Source organism: Variovorax sp. MPBD4-3, assembly GCF_058809745.1.
Genome location: NZ_JBXASW010000028.1, coordinates 1 through 26374, shown reverse-complemented (window position 1 = coordinate 26374; position 26374 = coordinate 1). Strand labels below are relative to the sequence as shown.

Annotated in this window: 26 protein-coding genes; 6 read left to right on the top strand and 20 right to left on the bottom strand. The window is 68.5% G+C overall.

The window, feature by feature from the left end:
• Positions 1-146 precede the first annotated feature (146 nt).
• A complete protein-coding gene (locus AC1RVW_RS17335) occupies positions 147-1190 on the bottom strand; it encodes a rod shape-determining protein (RefSeq protein WP_007833435.1) in 1044 nt (347 codons plus the stop codon).
• A gap of 215 nt (positions 1191-1405) precedes the next feature.
• On the opposite strand from AC1RVW_RS17335, the gene gatC reads away from it, so the two are divergent.
• The 3 genes from gatC to gatB are packed head-to-tail and all read left to right on the top strand — an operon-like array spanning position 1406 to position 4711.
• Positions 1406-1705 (top strand): Asp-tRNA(Asn)/Glu-tRNA(Gln) amidotransferase subunit GatC, encoded by a 300-nt coding sequence (gene gatC / locus AC1RVW_RS17330; RefSeq protein ID WP_081266987.1) that lies wholly within the window; start codon positions 1406-1408, stop codon positions 1703-1705.
• A complete protein-coding gene (gene gatA / locus AC1RVW_RS17325) occupies positions 1702-3219 on the top strand; it encodes an Asp-tRNA(Asn)/Glu-tRNA(Gln) amidotransferase subunit GatA (RefSeq protein WP_493201354.1) in 1518 nt (505 codons plus the stop codon). The genes gatC and gatA overlap by 4 nt, the downstream gene beginning before the upstream one ends.
• Position 3220: 1 nt before the next feature.
• Positions 3221-4711 (top strand): Asp-tRNA(Asn)/Glu-tRNA(Gln) amidotransferase subunit GatB, encoded by a 1491-nt coding sequence (gene gatB / locus AC1RVW_RS17320; RefSeq protein WP_493201352.1) that lies wholly within the window; start codon positions 3221-3223, stop codon positions 4709-4711.
• 39 nt (positions 4712-4750) lie between these two features.
• On the opposite strand, the gene AC1RVW_RS17315 is transcribed toward gatB, so the two are convergent.
• Positions 4751-5440: a DUF4124 domain-containing protein gene (locus tag AC1RVW_RS17315; protein WP_106936067.1), complete on the bottom strand. Its 690-nt coding sequence runs from the start codon at positions 5438-5440 to the stop codon at positions 4751-4753.
• A gap of 12 nt (positions 5441-5452) precedes the next feature.
• Positions 5453-6136, bottom strand: coding sequence for an orotate phosphoribosyltransferase (gene pyrE, locus AC1RVW_RS17310; protein WP_081266990.1), 684 nt, complete (start codon positions 6134-6136; stop codon positions 5453-5455).
• Between the two features lie 12 nt (positions 6137-6148).
• On the opposite strand from pyrE, the gene AC1RVW_RS17305 reads away from it, so the two are divergent.
• Entirely contained in the window at positions 6149-6952 is an 804-nt protein-coding gene (locus tag AC1RVW_RS17305; RefSeq protein ID WP_081266991.1) for an exodeoxyribonuclease III, read from the top strand.
• A 15-nt stretch (positions 6953-6967) separates the two neighbouring features.
• Here AC1RVW_RS17305 and AC1RVW_RS17300 read toward each other — a convergent pair whose 3' ends face one another.
• A complete protein-coding gene (locus tag AC1RVW_RS17300; protein WP_493201349.1) occupies positions 6968-7876 on the bottom strand; it encodes a LysR family transcriptional regulator in 909 nt (302 codons plus the stop codon).
• Between the two features lie 98 nt (positions 7877-7974).
• On the opposite strand from AC1RVW_RS17300, the gene AC1RVW_RS17295 reads away from it, so the two are divergent.
• Together AC1RVW_RS17295 and AC1RVW_RS17290 are read left to right on the top strand one after the other, a co-directional pair.
• The gene (locus tag AC1RVW_RS17295; protein WP_493201347.1) at positions 7975-9213 is read left to right on the top strand and encodes a flavin-dependent oxidoreductase; all 1239 of its coding nucleotides are present in this window, start codon (positions 7975-7977) and stop codon (positions 9211-9213) included.
• A gap of 31 nt (positions 9214-9244) precedes the next feature.
• Positions 9245-10210: a tripartite tricarboxylate transporter substrate binding protein gene (locus tag AC1RVW_RS17290; protein ID WP_493201345.1), complete on the top strand. Its 966-nt coding sequence runs from the start codon at positions 9245-9247 to the stop codon at positions 10208-10210.
• A gap of 16 nt (positions 10211-10226) precedes the next feature.
• On the opposite strand, the gene AC1RVW_RS17285 is transcribed toward AC1RVW_RS17290, so the two are convergent.
• The 16 genes from AC1RVW_RS17285 to AC1RVW_RS17210 all read right to left on the bottom strand — a co-directional run bounded on the left by AC1RVW_RS17285 (position 10227) and on the right by AC1RVW_RS17210 (position 26283).
• Positions 10227-10961: a GntR family transcriptional regulator gene (locus AC1RVW_RS17285; RefSeq protein WP_199851863.1), complete on the bottom strand. Its 735-nt coding sequence runs from the start codon at positions 10959-10961 to the stop codon at positions 10227-10229.
• A 29-nt stretch (positions 10962-10990) separates the two neighbouring features.
• Positions 10991-11662, bottom strand: a complete 672-nt coding sequence (locus tag AC1RVW_RS17280; RefSeq protein WP_493201343.1) for a cysteine hydrolase family protein — start codon at positions 11660-11662, stop codon at positions 10991-10993.
• Between the two features lie 19 nt (positions 11663-11681).
• Positions 11682-13268, bottom strand: coding sequence for an ABC transporter ATP-binding protein (locus AC1RVW_RS17275; protein WP_493201341.1), 1587 nt, complete (start codon positions 13266-13268; stop codon positions 11682-11684).
• Positions 13269-13563: 295 nt separating this feature from the next.
• Positions 13564-14274, bottom strand: coding sequence for a biuret amidohydrolase (biuH, locus tag AC1RVW_RS17270; RefSeq protein WP_081268422.1), 711 nt, complete (start codon positions 14272-14274; stop codon positions 13564-13566).
• 5 nt (positions 14275-14279) lie between these two features.
• Positions 14280-15272 carry a formamidase gene (locus AC1RVW_RS17265; RefSeq protein ID WP_493201338.1) on the bottom strand — a complete coding sequence of 331 codons (993 nt, stop codon included), beginning with the start codon at positions 15270-15272 and terminating at the stop codon, positions 14280-14282.
• A gap of 5 nt (positions 15273-15277) precedes the next feature.
• Positions 15278-16201, bottom strand: coding sequence for an ABC transporter permease (locus AC1RVW_RS17260; RefSeq protein WP_106936076.1), 924 nt, complete (start codon positions 16199-16201; stop codon positions 15278-15280).
• Complete coding sequence (locus AC1RVW_RS17255) at positions 16198-17274, bottom strand: ABC transporter permease (protein WP_493201336.1); 1077 nt, start codon at positions 17272-17274, stop codon at positions 16198-16200. Before AC1RVW_RS17255 ends, AC1RVW_RS17260 begins: the two co-directional genes overlap by 4 nt.
• 118 nt (positions 17275-17392) lie before the next feature.
• A complete protein-coding gene (locus tag AC1RVW_RS17250) occupies positions 17393-18514 on the bottom strand; it encodes a BMP family ABC transporter substrate-binding protein (protein WP_081268396.1) in 1122 nt (373 codons plus the stop codon).
• A gap of 63 nt (positions 18515-18577) precedes the next feature.
• Positions 18578-18961 (bottom strand): oxalurate catabolism protein HpxZ, encoded by a 384-nt coding sequence (hpxZ, locus tag AC1RVW_RS17245; protein WP_493201333.1) that lies wholly within the window; start codon positions 18959-18961, stop codon positions 18578-18580.
• Positions 18958-20433 (bottom strand): AtzE family amidohydrolase, encoded by a 1476-nt coding sequence (locus AC1RVW_RS17240; RefSeq protein WP_493201331.1) that lies wholly within the window; start codon positions 20431-20433, stop codon positions 18958-18960. The genes hpxZ and AC1RVW_RS17240 overlap by 4 nt, the downstream gene beginning before the upstream one ends.
• The gene (locus AC1RVW_RS17235) at positions 20430-20636 is read right to left on the bottom strand and encodes an AtzG-like protein (protein WP_081268399.1); all 207 of its coding nucleotides are present in this window, start codon (positions 20634-20636) and stop codon (positions 20430-20432) included. The genes AC1RVW_RS17240 and AC1RVW_RS17235 overlap by 4 nt, the downstream gene beginning before the upstream one ends.
• A 23-nt stretch (positions 20637-20659) precedes the next feature.
• Positions 20660-21493, bottom strand: coding sequence for an ABC transporter ATP-binding protein (locus AC1RVW_RS17230; RefSeq protein WP_493201329.1), 834 nt, complete (start codon positions 21491-21493; stop codon positions 20660-20662).
• Positions 21490-22320: an ABC transporter permease gene (locus tag AC1RVW_RS17225; protein ID WP_493201327.1), complete on the bottom strand. Its 831-nt coding sequence runs from the start codon at positions 22318-22320 to the stop codon at positions 21490-21492. Before AC1RVW_RS17225 ends, AC1RVW_RS17230 begins: the two co-directional genes overlap by 4 nt.
• 129 nt (positions 22321-22449) lie before the next feature.
• Positions 22450-23460 (bottom strand): ABC transporter substrate-binding protein, encoded by a 1011-nt coding sequence (locus tag AC1RVW_RS17220; RefSeq protein ID WP_493201325.1) that lies wholly within the window; start codon positions 23458-23460, stop codon positions 22450-22452.
• A 12-nt stretch (positions 23461-23472) separates the two neighbouring features.
• Entirely contained in the window at positions 23473-25209 is a 1737-nt protein-coding gene (gene atzF / locus AC1RVW_RS17215) for an allophanate hydrolase (protein WP_493201404.1), read from the bottom strand.
• Positions 25210-25410: 201 nt separating this feature from the next.
• Positions 25411-26283 carry a M48 family metallopeptidase gene (locus AC1RVW_RS17210; protein WP_493201323.1) on the bottom strand — a complete coding sequence of 291 codons (873 nt, stop codon included), beginning with the start codon at positions 26281-26283 and terminating at the stop codon, positions 25411-25413.
• Positions 26284-26374 lie beyond the last annotated feature (91 nt).

The following is a 26374-nucleotide window of genomic DNA, read 5'->3' as shown; positions in this document are numbered from 1 at the left end:
CCATGCGCGAGTTACGGCACAAGAAATTAACACATCACGATGCCAGAAATACCGCGGAACCGGCTTCGCCGGGCCGCCGGTATTGCCCCCTGCAAGGGGGTTGGCGCAGCGACACGAAGTGCGCGAAGCCTGGGGGTGTGCCTCGATTATTCGCTCGTGAAAATGCTGCCCAGGCGGTCCATGCGCTCCAGCGCGATGCCGCAGCCGCGCACCACGCAGGTCAGCGGGTCTTCGGCCACCAGCACCGGCAGGCCGGTTTCCTCGGCCAGCAGGCGGTCGAGGTCGCGCAGCAGCGCGCCGCCGCCGGTCAGCATCATGCCGCGCTCGGCGATGTCGGCGCCCAGTTCGGGCGGCGTCTGTTCGAGCGCGTTCTTCACGGCCGAGACGATGTTGTTGAGCGGATCGGTCAGGGCTTCCAGCACTTCGTTGCTGCTGATGGTGAAGCTGCGCGGCACGCCTTCGGACAGGTTGCGGCCCTTGACTTCCATTTCCTTGACTTCGGAGCCCGGGAAGGCCGAGCCGATGTTCTTCTTGATGACTTCGGCCGTCGGCTCGCCGATCAGCATGCCGTAGTTGCGGCGGATGTAGTTGATGATGGCTTCGTCGAAGCGGTCGCCGCCCACGCGCACGGAGCCCTTGTAGACCATGCCGCCCAGCGAGATGACGCCCACTTCGGTGGTGCCGCCGCCGATGTCCACCACCATCGAGCCCGAGGCTTCGCTGACGGGGAGGCCGGCGCCGATGGCCGCGGCCATGGGTTCCTCGATGAGGTAGACGGAGGTGGCGCCTGCCGCCTCTGCCGCGTCCTTGATGGCGCGGCGCTCGACCTGGGTGGAGCCGCAGGGCACGCAGATGATGATGCGCGGGCTCGGCGTGAGCAGCGTGCGCGGGTGCACCATCTTGATGAACTGCTTGATCATCTGCTCGGTGATCACGAAGTCGGCAATGACGCCGTCCTTCATCGGGCGGATCGCCTCGATGTTGCCGGGCACCTTGCCCAGCATGGCCTTGGCTTCGCGGCCGACGGCCTGGATCACCTTCTTGCCGTGGGGGCCGCCTTCATGGCGGATCGCCACGACGGACGGTTCGTCCAGCACGATGCCCTTGTTGCGGGCGAATATCAGGGTGTTGGCGGTGCCGAGGTCGATCGCAAGGTCGGTGGAAAAGTACCGACGGAAAGCTCCAAACATGTGCGGAATCCTCTGAGCACGGCCTGCGCATCGGCAGGTCGTCGCTCTATTTTTTGGGTCGTTTGACGGGGTGAATTGATCGTTTTTGGCGCAAAAGCCGGCGCGTTCGCGGGGGTTGCGGCAAAGGCGGGATAATAACCGAATCCCCTCTGATTCCCGTATTAGCACCGGCTTCGCGGTGCGATTCCCCCTGCTTTTTTTAGCGTTCCGACCCTATGGCACTTTCCGCTTCCGATATTGCGCGCATCGCCTCTCTGGCGAGGCTGCAGCTTGCTCCCGACGAAAGCGAGCGCATGCTCAGCCAGCTCAACGGCTTTTTCGACGTCGTCGAACGCATGCGTTCGGTGGACACCTCCGGCGTCGAGCCGCTGGCCCACCCCGTGGCGGCCATCGAAGACATCACGCTGCGCCTTCGTGACGACGTGGCGAGCGAGCCCAACAATCGCGAAGCCAACCAGAAGAGCGCCCCGGCCGTCGAGGCCGGCCTGTTCCTCGTGCCCAAGGTGATCGAATGACGAGCAGCAACCCCGAACTGCACCAGATGGGCGTGGTCGCGCTGGCCCGGGCGCTGGCCGACCGCAAGGTTTCGGCCGTCGAGGCCTCCCAGGCATTCCTCGGCCGCATGAAGGCCCATGAATCGCTCGGCACCTTCGTCGACGTCAACGAAGAAGTCACGCTGGCCCAGGCCCGCGCCGCCGACGCGCTCATCGCCGCCGGCAATGCCCCGGCGCTGGCCGGCGTGCCCATTGCGCACAAGGACATCTTCGTCACCACCGATTTCGCCACCACCGCCGGCTCGAAGATGCTCGCGGGCTACCGCTCGCCCTTCGACGCGACCGTGGTCAAGCGCCTGGCCGAGGCCGGCGCGGTCACGCTCGGCAAGCTGAGCTGCGACGAATTCGCGATGGGCTCGGCCAACGAGAACATCGCCGTGCCCGCCGTGGGCCACGACAAGGCCGTGCCCGTGCAGAACCCCTGGAACCGCGAGCGCATTCCGGGCGGCTCCTCGGGCGCCAGCGCGGCTGCCGTGGCGGCGCGCCTGGCCCCCGCGGCCACCGGCACCGACACCGGCGGCTCGATCCGCCAGCCGGCGTCGTTCTGCGGCGTGACCGGCATCAAGCCCACCTACGGCCGCGCCTCGCGCTACGGCATGGTGGCTTTTGCGTCCAGCCTCGACCAGGCCGGCCCGATGGCCCGCTCGGCCGAAGACTGCGCGCTGCTGCTGTCGGCATTCTGCGGCCCCGACCTCGACCGCGATTCCACCTCGCTCGACAAGCCCGCCGAGAACTTCGCCCGCTCGCTGAACGACTCGCTCGAAGGCCTGCGCATCGGCGTGCCAAAGGAGTTCTTCGGCGAAGGCGTGGCGCCCGGCGTGCGCGCGGCCATCGACGCGGCGCTCGCGCAGTACGAGAAGCTCGGCGCCAGGCGCGTCGAGGTGACGCTGCCGCGCACCGAGCTGTCGATCCCCGTGTACTACATCATTGCCGCGGCCGAGGCCTCGAGCAACCTGAGCCGCTTCGACGGCGTGAAGTTCGGCCATCGCGCCAAGGACTTCATCGACCCCGCGAGCAAGAAGAGCGCGCTCACTCAGATGTACGAGCGCACGCGCGCCGAAGGCTTCGGCGACGAAGTCAAGCGCCGCATCATGATCGGCACCTACGTGCTGTCGCACGGCTACTACGACGCCTACTACCTGCAGGCGCAGAAGGTGCGCCGCATGATCGCCGACGACTTCCAGCAGGCTTTCAAGCAGTGCGACGTGATCGCCGGCCCCGCCGCGCCCACCACCGCATGGAAGCTCGGCGAACACGGCGGAGACCCCGTGGCCGACTACCTCGCCGACATCTTCACGCTGCCCGCATCGCTGGCCGGACTGCCCGGCATGAGCGTGCCCGCGGGCTTCGACGGCGGCATGCCGGTGGGCCTGCAGCTGATCGGCAACTACTTCGGCGAAGCGAAGCTGCTGAATGCAGCGCACCGCTTCCAGCAGGCCACCGACTGGCATTCGCGCACGCCGGAGGGCTTCTGAAATGAGCGAGACAGTGAACACCTTCGAAGCACAACAACAGGGCCGCCCGACCGGCCCGCTGGTGCGCGGCTATGAAGTCATCATCGGCTTCGAGACCCATGCGCAGCTTTCCACCGCGAGCAAGATCTTCAGCCGCGCCTCCACCGCTTTCGGCGCAGAGCCCAACACGCAGGCCTGCGCAGTCGACCTCGCGCTGCCCGGCACGCTGCCCGTGATGAACAAGGGCGCGGTCGAGCGCGCCATCAAGCTCGGCCTGGCGCTGGGCTCGCACATCGCGCCGCGCAGCGTGTTCGCGCGCAAGAACTACTTCTACCCCGACCTGCCCAAGGGCTACCAGATCAGCCAGTTCGAGATCCCCGTAGTGCAGGGCGGCTCGGTGTCGTTCTTCGTGGGCGAAGAGCAGAAGACGGTGCGCCTGGTGCGCGCCCACCTCGAGGAAGACGCGGGCAAGTCGCTGCATGAAGACTTCGTCGGCCAGAGCGGCATCGACCTGAACCGCGCCGGCACGCCCCTGCTGGAGATCGTGACCGAGCCCGACATGCGCTCCACCGCCGAGGCCGTGGCCTATGCGAAGGAACTGCACAAGATCGTCACCTGGATCGGCATCTGCGACGGCAACATGCAGGAAGGCAGCTTCCGCTGCGACGCCAACGTGTCGGTGCGCCGCCCCGGCGACAAGCTCGGCACGCGCCGCGAGATCAAGAACCTGAACAGCTTCAAGTTCATGCAGCAGGCGATCGACTACGAGATCCGCTGGCAGATCGAGGAGATCGAGGACGGCCGCGCGATCGAGCAGGCCACCGTGCTGTTCGACCCCGACACCGGCGAGACGCGCGCCATGCGCGCCAAGGAAGACTCGGCCGACTACCGCTACTTTCCCGACCCCGACCTGCCGCCGCTGGTGATTGCCGCCGACTGGATCGAGCGCGTGAAGGCCACCATGCCCGAACTGCCGCGCGCGATGGCAGAGCGCTATGTGCGCGACCACGGCCTGTCGGAATACGACGCCGCCCAGCTCACGCAGAGCGCCGCGCTCGCCGGCTACTTCGACGAAGCCGTGAACGCGGGCGCCACGCCCAAGCTCGCGAGCAACTGGATCACCGGCGAAATGGCGCGCCGCCTGAATGCCGCCGAAATCGGCATCGAGGCCGCGCCGGTGAAGGCGCAGCAACTGGCCCAGCTGGTCAAGCGCATCGCCGACGGCACGCTGCCCAACAACGCCGCGCGCCAGGTGTTCGACGCGCTGTGGACCGGCGAAGGCAGCGATGTCGACGCCATCATCGAGGCGAAAGACCTGAAGCCGATGAACGACACTGGCGCGCTCGACAAGATCCTCGACGAGGTGATCGCGAAGAACGCCAAGAACGTCGAGGAATACCGCGGCGGCAAGGAGAAGGCGCTCAACGCCCTCGTGGGCCAGGTCATGAAGGCCAGCGGCGGCAAGGCGAACCCTGCGCAGGTCACCGAACTGCTGAAGGCCAAGCTGGCCTGATCGAATGAAGCCGGGGCCTTGCGCAAGGCCCCGGTTGCTTCAGCGGTTGTTGCCGCCGTTCTGGGGCGACCAGAGCAGCTTGAGGCGCGCGCGCTCTTCGTCGAAGCGCGCATTCACCCGCTTCTTCTCTTCTTCCTGCTCGCCGATGAAGCGGTTCTGCACCGCCACGCTCTGCGTGTTGTCATCGAGCCTGCGCCGCACCGAGCCGGGCGCCTTGCCCGGGTCATGCTTGTAGAACTCCATCTCCTCGTCGATCTTGCGGCGGTCCTCGGCCAGCTCGGCGATGCGCTTGCGCGCCGCCTGCGTCACCGCATCGATCTGCGCCAGCGCCTCGGCGCGTTCGCGGTCGTGCGTGGCGGCATTCGGATAGCGCACCAGCAAGGCCCGCTCGCGCCGGCGCTCGTCAGTCAGGCGGGCGGCCTGGATGGCGGCTTCGCGGGCGCGGTCTTCGCGCTCCTGCAGCTCGCGCGCCGTGTACGTCGGCTCGACCTTGCGGCGGACGGAGCCGCTCGGGTTGAGCTCACGCTGCTCGCGGTCGCTGCATTCGGCAATGGGCCGGTCGGCGGTCAGCGTGCGGCCGCGGGCGTCGGTACAGGTGAAGATGCCGGGAGAGGCGCCTTCCGGTTTCTGCGATTGCGCATGCAACGCCCCGCAGAAGCCCGAGGCCGCCATGATCGATGCCGCCGCCAGCAGGCGAATCGGCTTGCCGTTGTCGCGTGCGTCGTGCATCGGCTGTACGCCTCAGCTCGCGCCGTAGCGCGTGCGGTAGGCCAGCACGCGTTCGCGATGCGTGCCCAGGTCGGCCGCCGCGCTGCCCGACAGATAGCTCAGCAGGTCGTCCAGCGTGGCGATGGCGATCACCGCCAGGCCGAGCTGGTTGCGCACGTACTGCACGGCGCTGTGGTCCACGTCGACGCCGTTCTCCGTGGCTTTCTCCTGGCGGTCGAGCGCGATGGCCACGGCATGCGGCGTGGCGCCGGCGGCCTGGATGGCGGCGATGGATTCGCGCACTGCCGTGCCGGCCGACATCACGTCGTCGACGATCAGCACGCGGCCCTTGAGCGGCGCGCCGACCAGGTTGCCGCCTTCGCCGTGCGCCTTGGCTTCCTTGCGGTTGTAGGCAAAGGGGTAGTTGCGGCCCCGGCGGGCCAGCTCGGCGGCCACCGTGGCGCCCAGCGGAATGCCCTTGTAGGCGGGGCCGAAGATCATGTCGAATTCGAGCCCGCTCTCGATCAGTCGGTCTGCATAGAATCCCGCGAGACGGGCGATCTTGCCGCCGTCGTCGAAGAGTCCCGAATTGAAGAAGTAAGGACTCATTCGGCCGGCTTTGGTCTTGAATTCGCCAAAACGCAGCACGCCGGCATCCAACGCGAACTGGACGAAGTCCTGTGCGACCGCGCTGCTTTTCTGACTATCTACAGCCATCGGAATTTCCTTGTGTTCAAACTGACCAGTCTCAATCTCAATGGCCTGCGTTCGGCCGCTACCAAAGGCGTGGCCGACTGGGTGGCCGAACTTGCGCCGGATTGTATTTGCATGCAGGAGATCCGCGTCCAGGCCAGCGACGTGGAAGGCCGCTTCGAGGAGATGGCGGGCCTGAAGGGCCACTTCCACTTCGCCGAGAAAAAGGGGTACGCCGGCACTGCCATCTACACCAAGCACGCTCCGAGCCAGGTCGTGGTGGGCTGGGGCGACGCCGAGTTCGACGCCGAGGGCCGCTACCTGGAACTGCGCTTCGACACGCCCGGGCGCAAGTTCTCGGTCATCAGCTGCTACTTCCCGAGCGGCAGCTCGGGCGAGGAACGGCAGGAGGCCAAGTTCCGCTTCCTCAAGGGCTTCTTCCCGCACCTGGTGGCGCTCAAGAAGGAGCGCGAGTTCGTCCTGTGCGGCGACATCAACATCGCCCACCAGCAGATCGACCTGAAGAACTGGCGCGGCAACCAGAAGAACAGCGGCTTCCTGCCCGAGGAGCGCGCCTGGATGACGCGCCTGCTCGACACCGGCACCGAAGGCGCGGGCCTGGTCGACGTGTACCGCAAGCTCAAGCCCGACACCACCGACGAGGCCTACACCTGGTGGAGCAACCGCGGCCAGGCCTACGCGAACAACGTGGGATGGCGGCTGGACTACCACCTGGCCACGCCGGCCATCGGCGCGCTGGCACGCACCGAGCAGATCTACAAGACCGTGAAGTTCTCGGACCATGCGCCGATCACGGTGGAGTACGACTTCACGCTGTAAGCCGGCCCATACCGCTCAGCGCGACAACTCGGGCAGCGCCTTCACCAGCGTGGCGACGAAGGCCTGCATGGCTTCGGTCTCGTGCGCGCCGCGCTTGGTGATGCGGTAGAAGTCGAGCCCCACCTTCGGCTTGGCCAGCACGTCGGTGCGCACGCGGTGGCGGCGGCAGGCCGCGAGCGCGAAGGTCGGCATCACGGCGGTGCCGAAGCCGGCCTCGACCATCGAGATCAGCGTGCCGAAGAAGTTGAACGCGGGCCGCTGCGCGTCGGCGCGGCCGATGGTGGCCAGGTGCTGGTCGATCACCTTCTGGATCGGGTTGCCGGGCGGCAGGCCGACCAGTTCCGCGCCGCGCAAGGACGACCACGGCGCGGTGCCGACGCCCGGTGGCACGTCGGCATCGTCTTCCAGGCGGCTCACCCGCATCAGCTGGAAGCGACCGACGGGCGTGCGCTCCAGCCCGGGGGCGGCCTTGAAGAAGAAGCCCAGGCCCATGTCGGCATCGCCGGCCGCGACCATCGCCTCCACGTCGCGCAGGTCGGCGTCGAACAGCCGCAGGCTGACTTGCGGATGCGCCGCGCGGAAGGTGGAGAACACCTGGGGCAGCAGGTGCGACGACACCAGCGGCGTGGCCGCTATGCGCAGCGTGCGGCGCGCCGCGTCGCCCGCCGCGCCCAGCTCGGCGGCCACGTCGTCGAGGTCGGTCATGAGCCGCTCGACCACCGGCAGCAGCCGCCGTCCTTCGGGCGTGAGGCTCACCACGCGCGTGGTGCGCTCGAACAGCCGGCAGCCGAGCTGCTTTTCCATCTCGCGGATCAGGATGCTGAGGCCGGCCTGGGTGATGTGCGCCTGCTCGGCCGCGCGGGTGAAGTTGCCGATGCGCGCCACGTGCAGGAACGCGCGCATCTGGCGGGTCGAGAGGTTCATAAGGATTCATGATAAATCCATATCACATCTAAATTTCCCAAATGGTTCGACTGCGGTCCTAATGCGCGCCGAGGCACAACGCACCAACACCAACGACCATGAGCAACGAAGTCATCATCCTGGGCGCCGGCATCGGCGGCCTGACCCTGGCGCTGAGCCTGCACCAGGCCGGCATCCCCTGCCGCGTGTACGAGTCCGTGCCCGAGCTGAAGCCGCTGGGCGTGGGCATCAACCTGCTGCCGCACGCGGTGCGCGAGCTCAGCGAACTCGGCCTGCTGAGCGCGCTCGACAGGGTCGGCGTGCGCACGCAGGAGGCGGTGTTCTTCACCGAGCACGGCCAGCTGGTCTTTCGCGAGTCGGCGGGACAGCACGCGGGCTACGACTGGCCCCAGTTCTCGATCCACCGCGGCGACCTGCAGACCGTGCTGCATGAAGAGACGCTCAGGCGCCTGGGCCCCGGCAGCGTGGTGTGCGGCCACCGCTGCACCGGCGTGACGCAGGACGCCGAGGGCGTCACCGTGCACTTCGCCGACGCGCCGGCGGTGCGCGGCGCGGTCGCGGTCGGCTGCGACGGCATTCACTCGGCATTGCGCAAGCAGCTCTATCCGAACGAAGGCGCGCCGCGCTATTCGGGCATCAACATGTGGCGCGGCACCGCGCCCTGGAAGCCCTTTCTCTCGGGCGGCAGCATGGTGCGCGCGGGCTGGCTCGCGGTCGGCAAGATGGTGATCTACCCGATCCGCAACGACATCGACGCCGAAGGCCGCCAGCTCGTGAACTGGGTCGCCGAGATCCACGCGCCGCAGCCCGCCATGCGCGACTGGAGCCGCGCCGGCCGGCTCGAAGACTTCCTGCCCGCGTTTGCCGACTGGCACTTCGACTGGCTCGACGTGCCGGCGCTCATCCTCGCCTCCGACACCATCCTCGAATATCCGATGGTCGACCAGGACCCGCTGCCGCGCTGGACCCACGGCCGGCTCACGCTGCTGGGCGACGCCGCGCACCCGATGGTGCCGCGCGGCTCCAACGGCGCCGGGCAGGCGATCATCGACGCGCGCTTCCTCGCAGGCGCGCTCAAGGACCAGGGCGTGGGCACGGCCGCGCTGGAAGACTACGACCGCGTGCGCGTCAAGGCCACCACCGAGGTGGTGCTGACCAACCGCAGCAACCCGCCCGACGCGATCCTGCGCGAAGTGTTCGAACGCTCGGGCGGCAAGCGCTTCGAGAAGATCGAGGACGTCGTGCCCGTGGCCGAGCTGCAGGCCATCTCGGACAACTACAAGCGCGTGGCCGGCTACGACCCCGTCACCCTGAAGGCGCGCGCTTCCTACCTTTGAGCATCACTGAAAAAGACACGGAGACACCACCATGCGTTCGCTTATCAAGAAGACCCTTGCCACCCTGCTCCTGGCCGCCGGCGCCACCGCCGCCTGCGCCTGGCCCGACCAGCCGATCACGCTGGTGGTGCCCTACACGCCCGGCACCGGCATCGACCTGGTGGCACGCCAGCTCTCGGCCCGCCTGCCCGCGAAGCTGGGCCAGCCGGTGGTCGTCGAGAACGTGGCCGGCGCCAGCGGCAACATCGGCAGCGAGCGCGTGGCGCGCGCCAAGCCCGACGGCTACACGCTGATGGTGCAGGTCAACACGCTGGTCATGAACCGCAGCCTCTACCGCTCGCTGAGCTACGACCCGGTGGCCGACTTCGCGCCGGTGTCGCTCTCTTCGTGGGGCACGCTGCTGCTGGTGACGAACCCGAACGTGCAGAAGGCGACGACCGTGTCGCAGATGGTGAGCGCGGCCAAGGCGGCGCCCGGCAAGCTGACGTACGCCACGCCGGGCGTGGGCACGCCGCACCACCTGTCGATGGCGCTGTTCATGCAGGGCACGGGCACCGAGATGCTGCACGTGCCGTACAAGGGCACGGCCGGCGCGGTGACCGACCTGCTGGGCGGGCGCATCGACTACATGTTCCTGCCGGTGCATGTGGCGCTGCAGCACATCCAGGTCGGCAAGCTCAAGGCCATCGCCACCGGCAGCAGCAAGCGCCTGCCGCAGCTGCCCGACGTGCCGACGCTGGCCGAGGCCGGCGTGACGGCCGACAACGTGGACATGTGGTACGGCGTGCTCGCACCCAAGGGCACGCCGCCTGACGTGGTCGCGCGGCTGAACAAGGAGATCGCGGCGGTGCTCAGGCAGCCCGAGGTGGCGACGTCCTTCGAATCGCAGGGCATGGTGCCCGCAAGCTCGACGCCGGCGGAGTTCGGCGCGTTGATCAGGAAAGACGCGGACCGATGGGCCGCGGTGGTGAAGCGCGGCAACATCACTGCCGACTGAGGCTGCAGCAGCAGGCTCAGCGCGGCGCCGAGGCCTTCCCCGCGTGCCGCGCCAGGTGCACCTGGTGCAGCGTGATCTTGCGCACCTCGGCCTGGCTGGTCTCGATGTGCGCGCGCAGCAGCATCGCGGCCTGGTCGCCGCGGTTCGCGCGCACGGCCTTCAATATCTTCGCGTGCTCGTCGTAGGTGGCGTCGATGCGCGGCTGCTTGGTGAAGTCGAGCCGGCGGATGATGCGGATGCGGTCGGTCACGTCGCCGTGCACGCGGGCCATCTCGGCATTGCCTGCGGCTGCCACCAGCGAGCAATGGAAGGCCTCGTCCCACTGCGCCACCTGCGCCATGTCGGCGCTGCGCTGCGCCGCCGGCACGAGCCAGATGCCGGCCAGCGTTTCCAGCAGGCCGCGGTCGATGTGGCGGTCGGTCTCGCACAGCCGGTGCACGGCGGTGGTCTCCAGCACCATGCGCAGGTCGTAGAGCTGCTCGAACTGGTCGAAGTCGAAGGGCAGCACGCGCCAGCCGCTGCGGAACAGCACTTCGACGAATCCCTCCTGCTGCAGCCGGAACAGCGCCTGGCGGATCGGCGTGCGCGACACGCCCAGGCGTTCGCTGATCTCGTTCTCGGTGAAGCGGTCGCCGGGCACGAGGATGAAGTCGGCCACGTCGCGCTTGAGCTGCGCGTAGACCTCGTCGGCGCGCGTGCGGAAAACGGTGGGGTCGGCGGGAGCGGCGGGGCTGGGTCGAACGGTAGACACGGAGGGGATGTTAGTCGCAGGAAGGCGCGTCACGACGGGCTGTGCAGCACCGCGAGCAAGGCGGCGCTCGGCGCGGTCCAGCCGACGATGCCGCCCTGGGCGCGCACCATGTCGAGCGTGGCCGCCTTGAACGCCGGGAAATAGCTTTCGGTGCAGTCTTCCAGCAGCAGGCTGTCGTAGCCACGGTCGTTGGCTTCGCGCATGCTGGTCTGCACGCAGACCTCGGTCGTGACGCCGCCGAACAGCAGGTGGGTGATGCCGCGCTGCTGCAGCAGTTCATGCAGGCCGGTGGCATAGAACGCGCCCTTGCCGGGCTTGTCGATGACGATCTCGCCGTCGATGGGGGCGAGTGCTTCGATGATCTGGTTGCCGGGCTCGCCGGCCACGAGGATGCGGCCCATGGGGCCCTGGTCGCCGATGCGCAGCGTGGGGTTGCCGCGGTTGCGCTTGGCGGGAGGACAGTCGCTGAGGTCCGCTGCGTGCGCTTCCCGTGTGTGCACCACGAGGCCACCGGCTTGCCTCCACGCTTGCAGTGCTTCCTTGGTTGCGGGGACGATGGCTTCGAGCAGCGAGACATCGTTGCCCAGCGTTTCGCCGAAGCCGCCGGGCTCGATGAAGTCGCGCTGCATGTCGATCAACACAAGCGCGGTGCGGGCCACTTCGAACTCGTAGGGGAAAGGGTTTGCCTGTTCTATACGCATGTGCTTGCTCGCTGTTTCTTCATGCCGCTGCCTTCAACGGCTCGTGGTGCCCGCCGCCCATGTGCGCCCCGATCACGTGCCGTTCGGCTCCGGCAGCCGGCGTCTCGAACACGATCTGGCCTTCGCTCATCACGACGATGCGGTCCGCCAGTTCGAGCAGTTCGTCGAGGTCTTCGCTGATCAGCAGCACCGCCCCGCCCTTCTCGCGCACCTGCACGATGCGCGAGTGGATTTCGGCGACGGCCGCGAAGTCGAGGCCGAACACGGGGTTCGCGGCGATCAGCACGTTGATGTCGCCGGCCAGCTCCCGCGCCAGCACCGCGCGCTGCACGTTGCCGCCCGAAAGGCTGCGGATCGGCGCGCCCTCGCCCTGGGTCTTCACGCCGTACTCGGCGATCCATTCGCGAGCCCGGCTGCGCCAGTACGGAAAGCTCAGCACGCCGCCGCGCGACAAAGGCGGTTGGTCGAAATCACGCAGCGCCATGTTCTCGGCAACGCTGAGGTCGCCGACACAGGCGTTGCGCAGCGGCTCTTCCGGGAGGCTGCGGACCTTGAGCTTGCGGTTCTCCGCGCGGTGCGCACCGTAGGGCTGCCCCATCACCGTGACCTTGCCCGCAAGGCGCGGACGCTGGCCGACGAGGGCCTCCACAAGTTCGCGCTGCCCGTTGCCGGAGACGCCGGCCACGCCAAGGATTTCTCCCGCGCGCACGGACAGGCTCAGGTCGTGCAGCGCCAGCGTGCCGCGGTCACCCTGCGCCTTGAGCCCTTCGACCTTCAATGCAACCGGCGCATCGGCGGGCACGGGCTTCCTCGCGATCGGCGTCGATGCCGTTGCCTGCTCGCCACCCATCATGGCCTGCGCCAGCTGCGCCGGGCTGGTGTCGGCCACGCGGCAGTGATGCACCGCCTTGCCCCGCCGCAGCACGGTGACGCTGTCGGCATACGCCATCACCTCGCGGAACTTGTGCGTGATGATGAGCACCGTGCACAGCCCGCTGCGCGCGAACTCGCGTACGTGGCCCAGCACCTCGTCGGCCTCCTGCGGCGTGAGCACCGAGGTCGGCTCGTCGAGGATCAGCAGGCGCGGCTTCAGGTACAGCTGCTTGAGCAGTTCGAGCTTCTGCTTCTCGCCGGCCGCAAGCTCGGCCGGGCGCACATCGAGGTCGAGGCTGAACGGCGTGGTCGCAAGAAATTCCTTCAGCTCCGCGCGCTTCGTCTTCCAGTCGATCAGCGCCGGCGTCTTGCCACCCGCGAGCAGCAGGTTTTCCGCCACCGTCATGCCCGGCGCCAGCGTGAAGTGCTGGTACACCATGCCGATGCCCAGCGCGCGCGCCACGATGGGGTTGGCGATGTCCTGCTCGCGTCCGTCGATCAGGATGCTGCCCTCCTCCGCGCGCTGGAAGCCGGCCACGCACTTCACCAGGGTGCTCTTTCCCGCGCCGTTCTCGCCGAGCAGCGCGTGCACGGTACCGGGCTCGACGCGCATGGTCACGCGGTCCATGGCGGTGAAGGCGCCGAAGCGTTTGGTGAGCTCGTAGGTGTCCAGCGCGAGCGCGCCTTTGCCTGGGGGGAGGCCGCCGATTGCGTTAGGTGATGTGGCGCTCATGTGTTTTTTCCTTCGCGTCTTTGCATGTTCGGGGTGCGTGCACAGGCCACCGGGTACTCCCCTCCGCGAATGTCCCCCGCCCTTCGGGCTCCTCCTTTGTTTCGCTGCGGGGAGCACCCGGCACCCTGTGCACATCGAGCGCGGCTCTCGTGCTGGCCGATCAACGACGGCTCTGAATGCTCACGCTGGCGGGGTGCCTTGCGCAGCGAAATAAAGGAGGAGGGGCGAAGCCCCGGGGGACATTCGCGGAGCAAGGCACCCCGTCGGCGTGAGCAGCGCCCTGAACAAAGGCAACTCATACAACCGCCAGCAAAGCCTGCGAAGTCGCATGCGCCCCGAACACGCCACCCTGCATCGTGATCATCTTCAGCGCCGCAAGATGATTTCCGTAGTCCGTCGCGGCCGTGCAGTCCGACAACAGCAGGCACTCGAACCCTCGGTCGTTGGCGTCACGCATCGTCGTGTGCACGCACACGTCGGTGGTGATGCCCGCGAGGATGATGTTCTCGATGCCGCGCGTACGCAGGATCAGTTCGAGGTCCGTCGCATAGAACGATCCCTTGCCCGGCTTGTCGATCACCACCTCGCCCGGCAGCGGCGCCAGCTCGGGAATGATCTCCCAGCCCGGCTCGCCGCGCACCAGGATGCGCCCGCACGGCCCGTCGTCGCCGATGCCCACGCCGTTCGCGCCGATCTGCCGCGAACGCCAGCGCTTGTTGGCCGGCAGGTCGCCGAGGTCGGGCCGGTGGCCTTCGCGCGTGTGGATGATGTGATAGCCCAGCGGCCGCAGCGCCGCCAGCGTGCGCGCGATCGGCTCGATGGGCGCCTGCACCAGCGACAGGTCGTAGCCCATCACGTCGACATACCCGCCCTTGCCGCAGAAGTCGGTCTGCATGTCGATGACGATGAGCGCGGTGTTGTCGGGCCGCAGCGCGCCGTTGTAGGGCCAGGCATAAGGCTCGGCGGCCACGTGGCGTTCGGTGGTGTTGGCGATGGTGGCGGTCATGGTCGTCATCCTGCGTAGTTGCGCTGCGGCGGCGCGAAGCCGCAACTCGTGCCGTCGGTCACCTTCACCTCGGCGCTCCACGGCAGCCTGTAGGTGCCGGCGGCCATGTCGTGCATGTAGGTGTAGGGGCAGTCCTGCGCGCCGCCCTTCACCGCCACGTACCCGCGGTGATAGAGCTGGTAGATGTTGTTCTCCACGCCCCAGCCGGTGCGGGCCTCGCGCACGAGGTCGGGTCGCAGCTCGGCGGTGATGATCTCGTCCACGCGGCCACCGCCCTCTACCAGCACCGTGCCGTCGAAGTTGCAGAACATGCCCTCGCCCATCGAGTCGAAGCTGCCTTCGCTGCCGCACAGGCACACGCTCGCGGTGTAGGCGAGGTTGCAGAAAGCGTTGGCCTGGTTGGTGATCTTCCACGCATGGCGGATGGGCGCGGTGTAGCCGGCCGTGCGCAGGATGATGTCCGCGCCCTTGTACGCGGCCTCGCGCGCCATCTCGGGGAACATGCCGTCGTGGCAGATGATGAGCGACAGCTTGCTGCCGTTGGGTCCGTCGCACACCGGAATGCTCAGGTTGCCGGGCTCCCAGGGTTCGACCGGCACCCACGGGTGCAGCTTGCGGTAGTAGAGCCTGATCTCGCCGTGGTCGTCGATGATGAGCCCGCTGTTGTACGGGTTGCCGCCGGGGTTGGCCTCCATGATGGAGAAGCAGCCCCAGATGCGGTGTTCGACGCAGGCCTGTTTGAAGGCCGCCACCTCGGGGCCGTCGAGCGTGCACATGATCTCGGGGTTGGTGTCCATCGAGAGCCCGTGCAGCGCGTACTCCGGGAACACCACGAGGTCCATGGTCGACTGGTTGCGGCGGGCCTTGCCCACCATCTCGCAGATGCGCTGCGTCTGTGCGGCGAGTTCGGCCGGCGTCTTCACGCTCGGCAGTTGCAGCTGCACCAGACCGACGACGACGCCGTGCGCCGATTTGTTGAGGCCTCCGAGACCGCTCATGACATTCAGCTCCTTGTGGAAGAGAGTTCGCCGGGGCTGCCGACGGCCGCGCTGCCCGGCTTGCAGGTGAACACCAGGATCACCAGCGTCAGCACATAGGGCACGGTGTTGAAGAGGTGGTAGCCCCAGCCGATGCCGATGGATTGAAGCGCCGGCCCGATGGCGCCCGCGCCGCCGAAGAGCAGCGCCGCGCCCACGCAGCGCAGCGGGCTCCAGCGCGCGAAGATCACGAGCGCCACCGCGATCAGGCCTTGCCCGCTGGAGATGCCTTCGTTCCAGCTGCCCGGATAGAAAAGCGTGAGCGACGCACCGCCGAGCCCCGCGATGAAGCCGCCCGCCGTGGTGGCCGCGATGCGCAGGCCCGAGACCGAGTAGCCGAGCGCGCGCGTGGCCTGTGCCGAATCGCCCGCCATGCGCACCAGCAGGCCGGCACGCGTGCGCGCGAAGCCCCACCAAAGCAACACCGCGAGCGCCACGCCGATGGGCACCAGCGCATTGAGCTGAAGCGCCGAGCGCACCACCGTGTTGTCGCTCCAGAAGCCCAGCGGAATCGCGGGAATCTGCGGTGCCTGCGGCTGGATGAGCGGCTTGCCCAGATAGAACGCGAGCCCGGTGCCGAGCAGCATCAGTGCGATGCCGGTGGCCACGTCGTTCACGCGGTCGAGCGAGCACAGCAGGCCGTGCAGCAGCGCGAGCGCCGCGCCGGCCACCGCGCCGACCAGCACGCCGAGCCAGGCCGAATCGGTGAGGTACGCGCCGCCGAAGGCCGCCATGGCCGACAGCACCAGCACGCCTTCGAGCCCGAGGTTGATGCGGCCGGATTTCTCGGTGAGGCACTCGCCCAGGCTCACGAACAGGAACGGGGCACCCACGCGCAGCGCGCCGCCGACGATGCCGGCCACCAGCGCGATCCATTGGTCGGCAGTCATGCGATGTGGCTCCTGTCGTAGTGCTTGGCCTCGGGCAGCATGCGGTCGCCGAACTTCTTCCAGTTGACCGTGCGCAGTCCCTCGCTCGCGAGGATCAGCACGAAGGCGATGCCCTGCAGCACCAGCACCGATGCATCGGGCAGGCCGAGGCGCCGCTGCAGCAGGCTGCCCGCAGCGCCGAAGCCGCCGAACAGGATCGCCACCGGCACGATGGCCACCGGGTTGTGCCGCGCGATGAACGACACCAGGATGCCCGCGTAGCCATAACCGGCGATCAGCGAGGCGTTGGCGTTGGTGTGCACCGCCGCCACCTCGACCGCGCCCGCCAGCCCCGCGCACGCGCCGCCGAGTCCGCAGGCCGAAAGAATGAGCCGCGTGGCCGGCAGCCCCACCAGCTGCGCGGTGCGCGGGTTGCCGCCCACCACGCGCACCGAGAAGCCCGAGGCCGTGGCGCGCAGCCACCAGCCGAGCCCCAGGCAGGCCACGACGCCGATCACCAGGCCCCAGTGCACGTCGGAACCGCCGATGCCGCCTATCAGCAGCCCGTCGTTCAATGCATGGGTCGAAGGCTTGTTCAGGCTCGCCGGGTCGCGCAGCGGCCCCTCGACCAGGTGCTTGAAGATGCCGATGGCGATGTAGGCCAGCAGCAGGCTGCTGATGGTCTCGTTGATGCCGCGAAACTGCCGCAGCCAGCCCGCGAGAACGATCCACACCGCACCGGCGACGGCGCCCGCGATGCACACGATCACCGTGCCGGCGGCATTGGCGGGCAGCGGCACCGCATGCGCCAGCGCCGCGCAGGCCAGCCCGCCCAGCACCAGCGCGCCTTCGCCGCCGATGATGATGAGCCCCGCGCGCGCGGGCAACGCCACGCACAGCGCGGTGAGCATCAGCGGCGCGGCGCGCTGCAGCGTGTTCTGCCACGAGAACCAGTCGCCGAACGCGCCCTTGAACAGCGTGGCCCAGACCTCCACCGGGTCGACGCCCGCGAAGGCCACCAGCAGGCCGAACACCAGCAGCGCCGCCGCGATGGCGAACACCGGCAGGGAAAACTCCTTGAGGACACTGCGCATGATGAAGTCTGCTTTCAGGTCAGGGCCGTCGCGCAACCGGCTTCGCCGGGCCGCTGACGGCGCCCCCTTGCCAAGGGGGTGGGCGAAGCGGCATGCAGTGCGCGAAGCCTGGGGGATGTCATCCGATGCTTCCGACGACGCCTTCGACGAGGTAGTTCATCTTCTCGAGCTCCAGGTCGGTCTGCTTGAGCACCTTGCCGGCCGGCACCACCACCGCGCCCTTGTTGTCCTTGATGCCGTCCTTGAAGATGTCGAAAGTGCCCGCGATCATCTTCGCCTTGATGTCGTCGGCCTGCTTCTTCGCGGCGTCGGGCACCATGGGACCGTAGGCGGACATCTTCACGTAGCCCTCCTTCAGGCCGCCGCGCAGGAAGTTCGGATGCGGCTTGCCGGCCTGGGCGGCGTCGATGATGGTCTTGTAGGCGGTGAGCCAGTTCCACTCGGCGCCGGTGAGGTACGCGTTGGGCGCCAGCTTGGCCTGGCTCGCGTGGTAGCCGCAGACCATCTTGCCGCGCTTGGCCGCCGTCTCGACCACCACCTTGGGGCCGTCCACGTGCATCGTGAACACGTCGCAGCCCTGGTCGGCCAGGCTGTTGGTGGCTTCGGCTTCCTTCACGGCCATCGACCAGTCGCCCGTGAAGATCACGCTGCAGGTGATGTTCGGCTTGACCGAGCGCGCGCCCAGCGTGAAGGCGTTGATGTTGCGCAGCACCTGCGGAATGGGCTTGGCCGCGACGAAGGCGATCTTGTTGCTCTTGGTCATGTGCGCGGCGATCACGCCGTTGAGGAACTGGCACTCGTCGATGTAGCCGAAGAAGCTGCCCACGTTCTTCGGGTGCTTGCCTTCGGTCCAGAGGCCGCCGCAGTGCGAGAAGCGCACGTCGGGGTTCTTGGGCGCCACCGCGAGGATGTGCGGGTCGAAGTAGCCGAACGACGTGGGGAACAGCAGCTTGGCGCCGTCCTGCGAAATCATGCCGGCCATGGTCTTCTGCACGGCGGCGGTCTCGGGCACGTTCTCTTCTTCCACCACCTTGATGCCGGGCATCTTCTTGACTTCGGCGGCCGCCTGCGCGTGGGCCTGGTTGTAGCCGTAGTCGTCGCGCGCGCCGACGTAGATCACGCCGACGGTGAGCGGCTTGGCCTGTGCGCCGGCAAGGGCGCTCCAGCTTCCGAGCGATCCGGCGGCGCCCAGCGCGGCCAGGGTCTTGAGGGAATCGCGGCGATTGAGAGGGCTGGTCATGACGTACTCCGTTGCTGGAAAACAGGTTGAAGGATCGAGGGAAAAAAGAAGTGCCTGGGGGTCTCAGCCCAGCAGGCTGACGTGGGCCGAAACCACGCGCCAGCCCTCGGGCGTGCGCATCCAGGTCTGGCTCTGGCGGCCGGTGCGCTCGGCGCCTTCGCGGCGGAACTCGCAGTTCGCGGTGGCGAAGTCGCGCCCGTAGGTGGTGATGACGGTGACGAGCAGTTCGCGCGCAAGGCCCTGCGAGGGGCGCGACGCGCGAAAAGCCCGGATCTCGTCGTAGCCGTAGAGGTTTTCGGTGGCGCCGTAGCGCAGCGTGGTCGGGCTGTTCCAGAACAGTTCGTCGAGCACCTCGACCTTGTTGTTCACCAGCGCGTCCTCGTAGCGGGCGAAGGCGGCCTGCACCTCGGCGAGCACATCGGGCAGGTTGACGTCGCTTGCGTTCATGCGGGTGTCTTCTCCACATTCAGTGCGGCGACGGGCGCGTGCGCCACGCCCGCGGCTTCGAGTGCCGCGGCCACGCGCAGCACGAGGTCTTCGCGCCAGGGTGCGGCAATCACCTGCACGCCGATCGGCAGGTCGGGAAGATCCGGCAGGTTGGCGTGCGCGCTCCATACCGGCACCGCGCACACCGGCAGGCCGATGCATGAGAAGGGCTGGGTCAGCAGCCCCATGTTGGGCCGCACCGGCAGCACCTGGCCGTTGACCTCGAAGGTCTCCGCGCCGATCGGCGTGGCCGCGCTGGGCGTGGCCGGTGCCAGCAGGATGTCGTAGCGGGCGAACAGGCGCGCCACCGCCTCGGCATACACCCGGCGCACGCGCTGCGCGCGCGCCACCCATGCGGCAGGCAGCAGCGCACCGGCCAGGAAACGGTCGCGCGACAGCGGCTCGAAGTCGTGCGCGCGGCGGCGCAGGTCGTCCAGGTGCAGCGCGGCGCCTTCGGCGTTGGTGATGAGGAAGGCGGCGGCGCGCCCGGCCTCCACCAGCGGCAGTTCGACGCTGGCCCGCGAGACGCCCGAGCCCAGCGCATCGGCGACCAGATCGACGGCAGCCAGCGCCTGGGCCCCGGCGCGCTGGTGAAAGTAGCCGCCGAGCACGCCGATGCGCAGGCCCCGCGCGCCCTGCGCCAGCACGCCCGACACCGGTTCGACGCCACGCTGGGCGCAGCCGGGGTCGTGCGGGTGGCCCGCGTCCTCGGGTCCCTGCAGCGCGTCGTAGACCAGCGCCAGGTCGCGCGCCGAACGGGCGAAGGGGCCGAGATGGTCCAGGCTGGACACGAACGGAAAGCTCCCGGTGCGCGGCAGCCGCCCGAAGGTGGGCTTCATGCCGAACACGCCGCACAGCGACGCTGGCACGCGGATCGATCCGTTGGTGTCGGAACCCAGCGTGAGCGGCACCTGCCCCGCGGCCACCGCGGCGCCCGAGCCGCCCGACGAACCGCCCGCGATGCGCGTGAGGTCATGCGGGTTGCGCGTGGGGCCTTCATGGCTGTTCTCGGTGGTGAAGCCGTAGGCGTACTCGTCCATGTTGAGCGCGCCCACCAGCACGGCCCCCGCGCGCTCCAGCCGCCGTACCAGCGCTGCGTCTGCGCGTGCAGGCGCGGTCTGGTACTCGATCTTCGAGCCAGCGAGCGTGGGCAGGCCGGCGATGTCGAACAGGTTCTTCACCGCGAAGGGCACGCCGAGCAGCGGCAGTTCGCGGGTGCGCGCGCCGTTCGTCGACGCCAGCGAGGCATCGACCTGCGCCGCGCGGCGCAACGCGCGCTCGGCCAGCACGGCGGTGAAGGCGTTGACCCGGCCATCGGTGGCGTCCACGCGCTCGAGGCTGGCCTGCACCAGCGCGGTGGCGCTCGCGGCGCCGGAGCGCACCGCTTCGGCCATGGCCGTCGCGTCGCGCCCGAGCAGATCCGCCGCGCTCATGCTTCCTTCTCCTCGGGTTCCACCGGCGAGAAATGCACCGCCGGCTCGGCCGACATGGGCAGCGGCACCGACTCCACCACCGCGGCGAACTCGGCCGCGAGCGCGAAGTAACGCAGCACGCCGGGGCGGTGCGCGGGCGACAGGGGCAACGCGAGCGCCGCGGCGGCGGCGTCGACGTAGCTTTCGATCTGCGTGGGTGTCATGGTCGGCTCCTTGTGTCGATGCCCTAGCGGCGGACTTCGCGCTGGAAGATGTCGAGGCTGAGCTTCTTCATGGCCACGAAGGTCTCGGTGCTCAGCGTTTCCACGGTGCGCGGGCGGGCATCGCCGTAACGCAAGATCTCGGCCACCCGGGTGGGCCGCTTGGTCAGCAGCAGCACCTCGTCGGCCAGGTACACCGCCTCTTCGAGGTCGTGCGACACCAGCAGCATGGTGGTGCCGGTCTGCATGAACACCTCCTGCAGCTTCTCGCGGATGAAAAGCGTCATCTCGAAGTCGAGCGCCGAGAAAGGCTCGTCGAGGAACAGCACCTCCGGGTTGGGCGCGAGCGCACGCATGATCGACGCAGTCTGCTGCTGGCCGCCCGAGAGTTCGTACGGAAAGCGCTTGAGGTCGAACTTCACGTCGAAGGACGCCACCAGCTCTTCCATGCGCCGGTCGACCTCGGCCTTGCTGCGCCCTTCGAGCTTCAGCGGGTAGGCGATGTTGTCGATGGTGCGCATCCACGGGAACATCGCCTCGCGGTAGTTCTGGAACACGTAGCCGATCTTGGTGTCCTTGCGCTGCTTGCCGTCGAACAGGATCTCGCCCGAGTCGATGGGAATGAGCCCCGCGATCATGTTGATGAGCGTGGACTTGCCACAGCCGTTGGGCCCGAACACCGACACGATGGCGTGCTTGGGAATGTCGAGGTCGAAGTTCTCGTACAGCGGCCAGCCCGCGAAGTACTTGGTGAGGCCGCGGATGGTGATGTGCGTGCCGGCCGGGCCGGGCCTGAAGGCCGGCCTGGGCACGTCGGCGTACACCGGGCCGTTGATGACGATGTCCTGCGTGACTTTCATCTTCCGCTCCAGTGCACGATGCGGCGTTCTGCAATCAGGAAGAGGATGTTGAGCGCGTAACCCAGCGCACCCGCCGCAAGAATCGCCGCGTACATGCTCTTCACGTTGAGCACCTGCTGCGCGTCGATGATGCGGTGGCCCAGCCCCGTGTCGGAGCCGATGAACATCTCGGCCACGATGACGATCACCAGCGCCATCGACACCGCCGAGCGCAGGCCCACGAAGCTGGGCTGCAGGCTTTCCCACACCAGCACGTCCTTGAAGATCTGCCAGCGCGAGGCGCCCATGACGCGCGCCGCCATCACGCGCTGCTTGCGTGCGTTGATGACGCCGTAGGCGCTGTTGAACACCACGATGAGCAGCGCGCCGAAGGCCGCGATGGCCACCTTGTTGACGTCGCTCACGCCGAAGATCAGCAGGAACAGCGGAATCAGCGCGGACGACGGCGTGGAGCGGAAGAAGTCGATCAGGAACTCCACGCTGCGGTACGCCTTCTCGTTGCTGCCCAGCAGCACGCCCAGCGGCACACCGATGGCCGCCGCGATGACGAAGGCCTGCACGGTGCGCCACACGGTCATGGCGAAGTCGGTGAGCAGCGGACCGCCGGCCAGGCCGGTGATGAGCGCGGCGATGGTGTCGGCCGGCGTGGGCAGAAGGATGGGCTTGATGAAGCCCAGGCGCACCACCAGGTCCCACGCGATGAACAGCACCACGGGCCCGATGAAGGGCAGCAGCCGGTCGCGCAGCGGCGGCTTCGGTGCGACGGTGGCGGCGGCACCGCCCGGCGGGGTCCACGGCGCGGCCGTGGTGACGTTGGCTTCACCCATTGGGAACTCCTTCAGGACTGCTTTTTCGGGAACACCGAGGAACCGGCTTTGCCGGGCCTCAGGTGTTGCCCCCGGTAGGGGGTTGACGAAGCGACACGAAGTGCGCGAAGGCTGGGGTCGAGCCTCATGTCAGGCCTTGCAGAGGAGTGTGTCCACCGCGACCTTCTTCTCGAAGATGCCTTTCTCGGTGAACAGGTCGTAGAACTTCTGGAAGTACGCGACGTCGCTGGGCTTGAACTCGTTGTAGAGCATGTAAGACGCGAGCGGCACTTCGGCCGTGAGCTTGCCTTCGATGGCGGTGTAGCCCTTCATGAACTGGCGCGCCTCGTCGGGCTTGGTGCGCACCAGGTCCACGCCGCGCGCATAGGCGGCGATGTACTTCTTAGCGATCTCCGGGTTCTTCTTGATGAACTCGGTGGTCAGGCTGGCTGCGCCGCCGTGCCAGGGCGCCATCGGGTCGCCGAGGATGTACCTGGCAACCACGCCGGCCTCGATGACGCGCGTGGTGCCGTTCATGCGGCCCACGGTGCCGGTGGGCTCCAGCGTGTAGCAGGCGTCGACCTGGCCCGCGACCAGCGCGGCCACGTGCTGGCCGATGGGCAGCTCGCTCACGGTCGCGCCCTTGGCGCCCGCGCGCTCCAGCATGGTCTTGCACAGCGTGACGTTCTGGATGCCGGGGCCCGAGGCGACCTTCTTGCCGGCCAGCTCGGCCATGGTCTTGATGGGGCTGTCCTTGGCGACGATGAATTCGTCGAGCACGTACTTGGCGTTGCTCGGGTTGGTGCAGAAGATCTTGAACAGGCCCGGCTGCGCGATCTCGCCGATGGCGAGGTTGGCCGAGCCGGTGCCGTTGGCGCTGCCGTCGCAGCGGCCGGCGAGCATGCCTTCCATCACCTGCTGCGCGCCGGCGAACTTGAGCGGCTCGACGTCGAGGCCGGCTTCCTTGAAGTAGCCCTTGTCGACCGCCGCGAAGAACGGCAGGCCGGCGGCCACGGGCCAGAAGCCGATGCGCAGCTTTGCCGCAGCCTGCGCACGCACGATGGCGGGCGCGGCCAGCACGGCCAGTCCGGCGGCGCCGGCCTGCAGCAGCCGGCGGCGGCTGCCGCGGTTCGACGCGGGGGGTTTTTCTTGGTTGCTCATCGGAACTCCTGATCAGTTGGAACTCGGGGTGGCGCGGCTCGCGACGTATGCGCGCCAGCCGCCATGGAGGGTCACGTCCTGCGCGCCGGCCAGGGCATGGCCCTCGCAGATGAAGCCTTTGACCCAGCTGCCGTCGGCCAGCTGGACGCTGCCCAGGCCCAGGGGCGGCGGAATGAGGGCGAGAAAGCTGCCGACCTGCGCCAGGGGCACGGCCCACACTTCGAGCGCGATGGCGGCGCCGCCTGCATCGCCTTCGGCCACGCGCTGCAGGCCGGGCTTGGGCGGCACGGTGCCCGGCAGCGCGTAGAGGCGGTAGAAGGGCGAGGTCGTCGTGGCACGCAGCAGCTTGGCTCCACGTTCAGCGAGCTGGCTGTTGAGCGGCATGCCCGAGAGATGCGCGCCGACCACTGCAATGGACAGGGTGTCCGCGCCTGGCGCGGCAAGGCCGGGAATGGCGCGCGGCGCGGGCAGCGGCTCGCCGGTCGCGCCTTGGGCGAGCCCGGTGGCGTGGTGGTAGCGCTGGCCCAGGTCGGCCAGCGCGAGGTCGCTGCCGCAGGGGCCGATCAGCGTGATGCCGAAGGGCAGGCCGTCCGCGCGCAGGCTGCTGGGCACGGAGAGCGCGGCGTAGTCGAGCAGGTTGACGAAGTTGGTGTACGCGCCGAGGTTGCGGTTGAGCGCCACCGGGTCGGCGCGCATCTGCTCGCGGGTGTAGTGCGTGGGCGCGGTGGGCACGAGCAGCACGTCGATGTCGCGCCACATCGGCTCGACCTGCTGCGCGATGGCGCGCAGCCGTGCCTGGGCCTCGAACACGTCGGCGGCGCCGTAGTTGCGCCCGCTCGCGAGGATGCCGCGCACGGGCTCGATGACCTCGTCGCCGTGCGCATCGAAGAACTCGCGCACCGCGGCGTAGCGCTCGGCGACCAGCGCGCTTTCATAGAGCAGCGCGGCGGCCTCGGCGAGCGGGGCATAGGAAATGGTGACGGGCGAGCCGCCCATGGCCAGCAGCCGCGCGGTCGCGTCGTTGAACGCCCGTTCGGCGGCGGTGTCGCCGAAAAAGCTCAGCCTGTCGGGCACGCCGAAGCGGAAATGCGCGGGCAGCGGCTTGCGGCTCAGGGGAATGTCGCGGGAGTAAGGGTCGCGCGCGTCATGGCCCGCGGCGGCCAGCAGCACGTCGACCGCCGTGGCGACGGTGCGCGCGAAGATGGAGACGCAGTCGGCGCTCTGCGCCGCGGGCACCACGCCGAAGGTGCTCAGCAGGCCGCGCGAAGGCTTGAGGCCGACGATGTTGTTGAGCCCGGCCGGCACGCGGCCCGAGCCCGCGGTGTCGGTGCCCAGCGCGAAGTCGACCTCGCCGGTTGCCACCACATAGGCCGAACCCGAGCTGGAGCCGCCCGAAACGTACCGTGCGTCGAAGGCGTTGGGCACCTCGCCGTACGGCGAGCGCGTGCCGTTCAGGCCGCAGGCGAACTGGTCGAGGTTGGTCTTGCCGGCCAGCGATGCACCGGCTTCGAGCAGGCGCTGCACCACGGCCGCGTGGACCGTGGGGAGCCGGTCGAAGGCCGGGCAGGCCGCCGTGGTGGGCACGGCGGCCACGTCGATGTTGTCCTTGACCGCGAAGCGCAGTCCGGCGAGCGGCAGGGCGAAGTCCAGGGCCTTGCCGGCCGCCGCATCCGCCAAGGGCGCGGCGAATTTCGCGATCCAGGCGGCGTCGGGCGACCCGCTTTCCCGGTTTTCTTCATGCACCATCATTAGGCATCCAAACATGTGTACAAGTTGAGATGCAAACGGCGTGCCAGCGGCTGCCGAGGTCGCGCAGCCCGCTCGATAGGTATCAGCCGTTGGGTGTCATGTCGTGAAACACCGCGGAACCGGCTTCGCCGGGCCGCAGGTGTTGCCCCCCTGCAAGGGGGTTGGCGCAGCGACACGAAGTGCGCGAAGCCTGGGGGTGAGCTATTTCCTTGCGTCGCGGTAGAGCTTCTCGACCTTGGGCAGGTTGGCTTCCAGCTTCGTGATGCGGTCCGGCCCGCTCGGGTGCGTGGAAAGGAAGTTCAGGCTCCCCTGGTTCTTCGACGCCGCGGCCATCTTCTGCCACAGCGACACCGAAGCCTTCGGGTCGTAGCCCGCGCGCGCCGCGAGTTCCAGCCCCACGAGGTCGGCCTCGGTCTCGTCGCTGCGGCTGAACTTGAGGGTGATGAGCTGCGTGCCCGCGCGCGCCGCCAGGTCGCCCACCTGGCCCCAGCCGAGCATCTGCGCACCCAGCGAGAGCACCGCGCCGGTGCCCGCGCTCTTGGCCATGCGGGCGCGCGCGTGTTCGCGCAGCGCGTGAGCCATTTCGTGGCCCATGACCATCGCGACCTCGTCGTCCGTGAGCTTGAGCTGGTCGAGGATGCCGGTGAAGAAGGCGATCTTGCCGCCGGGCATGCAGAAGGCGTTGATCTGCTTGCTGCCGATCAGGCTGACCTCCCACTTCCAGCTGCGGGCGCGCGAGTTCCACGGCGTGGCAAACGGAATGAGGCGGGTCGCGATGGCGCGCAGGCGCTGCAGCTGCGGGTTGTTGTCGCCGGCGAGCGCGCCCTTGGCGCGGGCCTGTTCGAGCAGCTGGCCGTATTGCTGCACCCCGGCCGCCTCGATCTTGTCGGCGGGCACGAGGTTGCGCGCCACCGATGCCTTGCCCACGTCGACCTGCGCCAGCGCCGGGCCGCCCAGCGCCGCGCCGGCGGCGGCCAGCAGGAAGGCGCGCCGGGGATTCCAGGGCGACGCCGCGGAAGGAAGGGCGGAGACGGCGGCGGTGCCGGAGGAAGAGCGCTCGCATCGTATGCACATAGGGGCCGGATCATAGGAACAAATGAAGACAAAGGGGCCGCCCGAGGGCCCGCGCCGCTCATGGACAATCCGGGCACATGTCCGCCTCGCC

Bases quoted from the DNA above. Each gene is read 5' to 3' on its own strand.
- AC1RVW_RS17335 (WP_007833435.1), bottom strand. From the start codon at position 1,190: ATGTTTGGAGCTTTCCGTCGGTACTTTTCCACCGACCTTGCGATCGAC.
- gatC (WP_081266987.1), top strand. From the start codon at position 1,406: ATGGCACTTTCCGCTTCCGATATTGCGCGCATCGCCTCTCTGGCGAGG.
- gatA (WP_493201354.1), top strand. From the start codon at position 1,702: ATGACGAGCAGCAACCCCGAACTGCACCAGATGGGCGTGGTCGCGCTG.
- gatB (WP_493201352.1), top strand. From the start codon at position 3,221: ATGAGCGAGACAGTGAACACCTTCGAAGCACAACAACAGGGCCGCCCG.
- AC1RVW_RS17315 (WP_106936067.1), bottom strand. From the start codon at position 5,440: ATGCACGACGCACGCGACAACGGCAAGCCGATTCGCCTGCTGGCGGCG.
- pyrE (WP_081266990.1), bottom strand. From the start codon at position 6,136: ATGGCTGTAGATAGTCAGAAAAGCAGCGCGGTCGCACAGGACTTCGTC.
- AC1RVW_RS17300 (WP_493201349.1), bottom strand. From the start codon at position 7,876: ATGAACCTCTCGACCCGCCAGATGCGCGCGTTCCTGCACGTGGCGCGC.
- AC1RVW_RS17295 (WP_493201347.1), top strand. From the start codon at position 7,975: ATGAGCAACGAAGTCATCATCCTGGGCGCCGGCATCGGCGGCCTGACC.
- AC1RVW_RS17290 (WP_493201345.1), top strand. From the start codon at position 9,245: ATGCGTTCGCTTATCAAGAAGACCCTTGCCACCCTGCTCCTGGCCGCC.
- AC1RVW_RS17280 (WP_493201343.1), bottom strand. From the start codon at position 11,662: ATGCGTATAGAACAGGCAAACCCTTTCCCCTACGAGTTCGAAGTGGCC.
- AC1RVW_RS17275 (WP_493201341.1), bottom strand. From the start codon at position 13,268: ATGAGCGCCACATCACCTAACGCAATCGGCGGCCTCCCCCCAGGCAAA.
- biuH (WP_081268422.1), bottom strand. From the start codon at position 14,274: ATGACCGCCACCATCGCCAACACCACCGAACGCCACGTGGCCGCCGAG.
- AC1RVW_RS17265 (WP_493201338.1), bottom strand. From the start codon at position 15,272: ATGAGCGGTCTCGGAGGCCTCAACAAATCGGCGCACGGCGTCGTCGTC.
- AC1RVW_RS17260 (WP_106936076.1), bottom strand. From the start codon at position 16,201: ATGACTGCCGACCAATGGATCGCGCTGGTGGCCGGCATCGTCGGCGGC.
- AC1RVW_RS17255 (WP_493201336.1), bottom strand. From the start codon at position 17,274: ATGCGCAGTGTCCTCAAGGAGTTTTCCCTGCCGGTGTTCGCCATCGCG.
- AC1RVW_RS17250 (WP_081268396.1), bottom strand. From the start codon at position 18,514: ATGACCAGCCCTCTCAATCGCCGCGATTCCCTCAAGACCCTGGCCGCG.
- hpxZ (WP_493201333.1), bottom strand. From the start codon at position 18,961: ATGAACGCAAGCGACGTCAACCTGCCCGATGTGCTCGCCGAGGTGCAG.
- AC1RVW_RS17240 (WP_493201331.1), bottom strand. From the start codon at position 20,433: ATGAGCGCGGCGGATCTGCTCGGGCGCGACGCGACGGCCATGGCCGAA.
- AC1RVW_RS17235 (WP_081268399.1), bottom strand. From the start codon at position 20,636: ATGACACCCACGCAGATCGAAAGCTACGTCGACGCCGCCGCCGCGGCG.
- AC1RVW_RS17230 (WP_493201329.1), bottom strand. From the start codon at position 21,493: ATGAAAGTCACGCAGGACATCGTCATCAACGGCCCGGTGTACGCCGAC.
- AC1RVW_RS17225 (WP_493201327.1), bottom strand. From the start codon at position 22,320: ATGGGTGAAGCCAACGTCACCACGGCCGCGCCGTGGACCCCGCCGGGC.
- AC1RVW_RS17220 (WP_493201325.1), bottom strand. From the start codon at position 23,460: ATGAGCAACCAAGAAAAACCCCCCGCGTCGAACCGCGGCAGCCGCCGC.
- atzF (WP_493201404.1), bottom strand. From the start codon at position 25,209: ATGATGGTGCATGAAGAAAACCGGGAAAGCGGGTCGCCCGACGCCGCC.
- AC1RVW_RS17210 (WP_493201323.1), bottom strand. From the start codon at position 26,283: ATGTGCATACGATGCGAGCGCTCTTCCTCCGGCACCGCCGCCGTCTCC.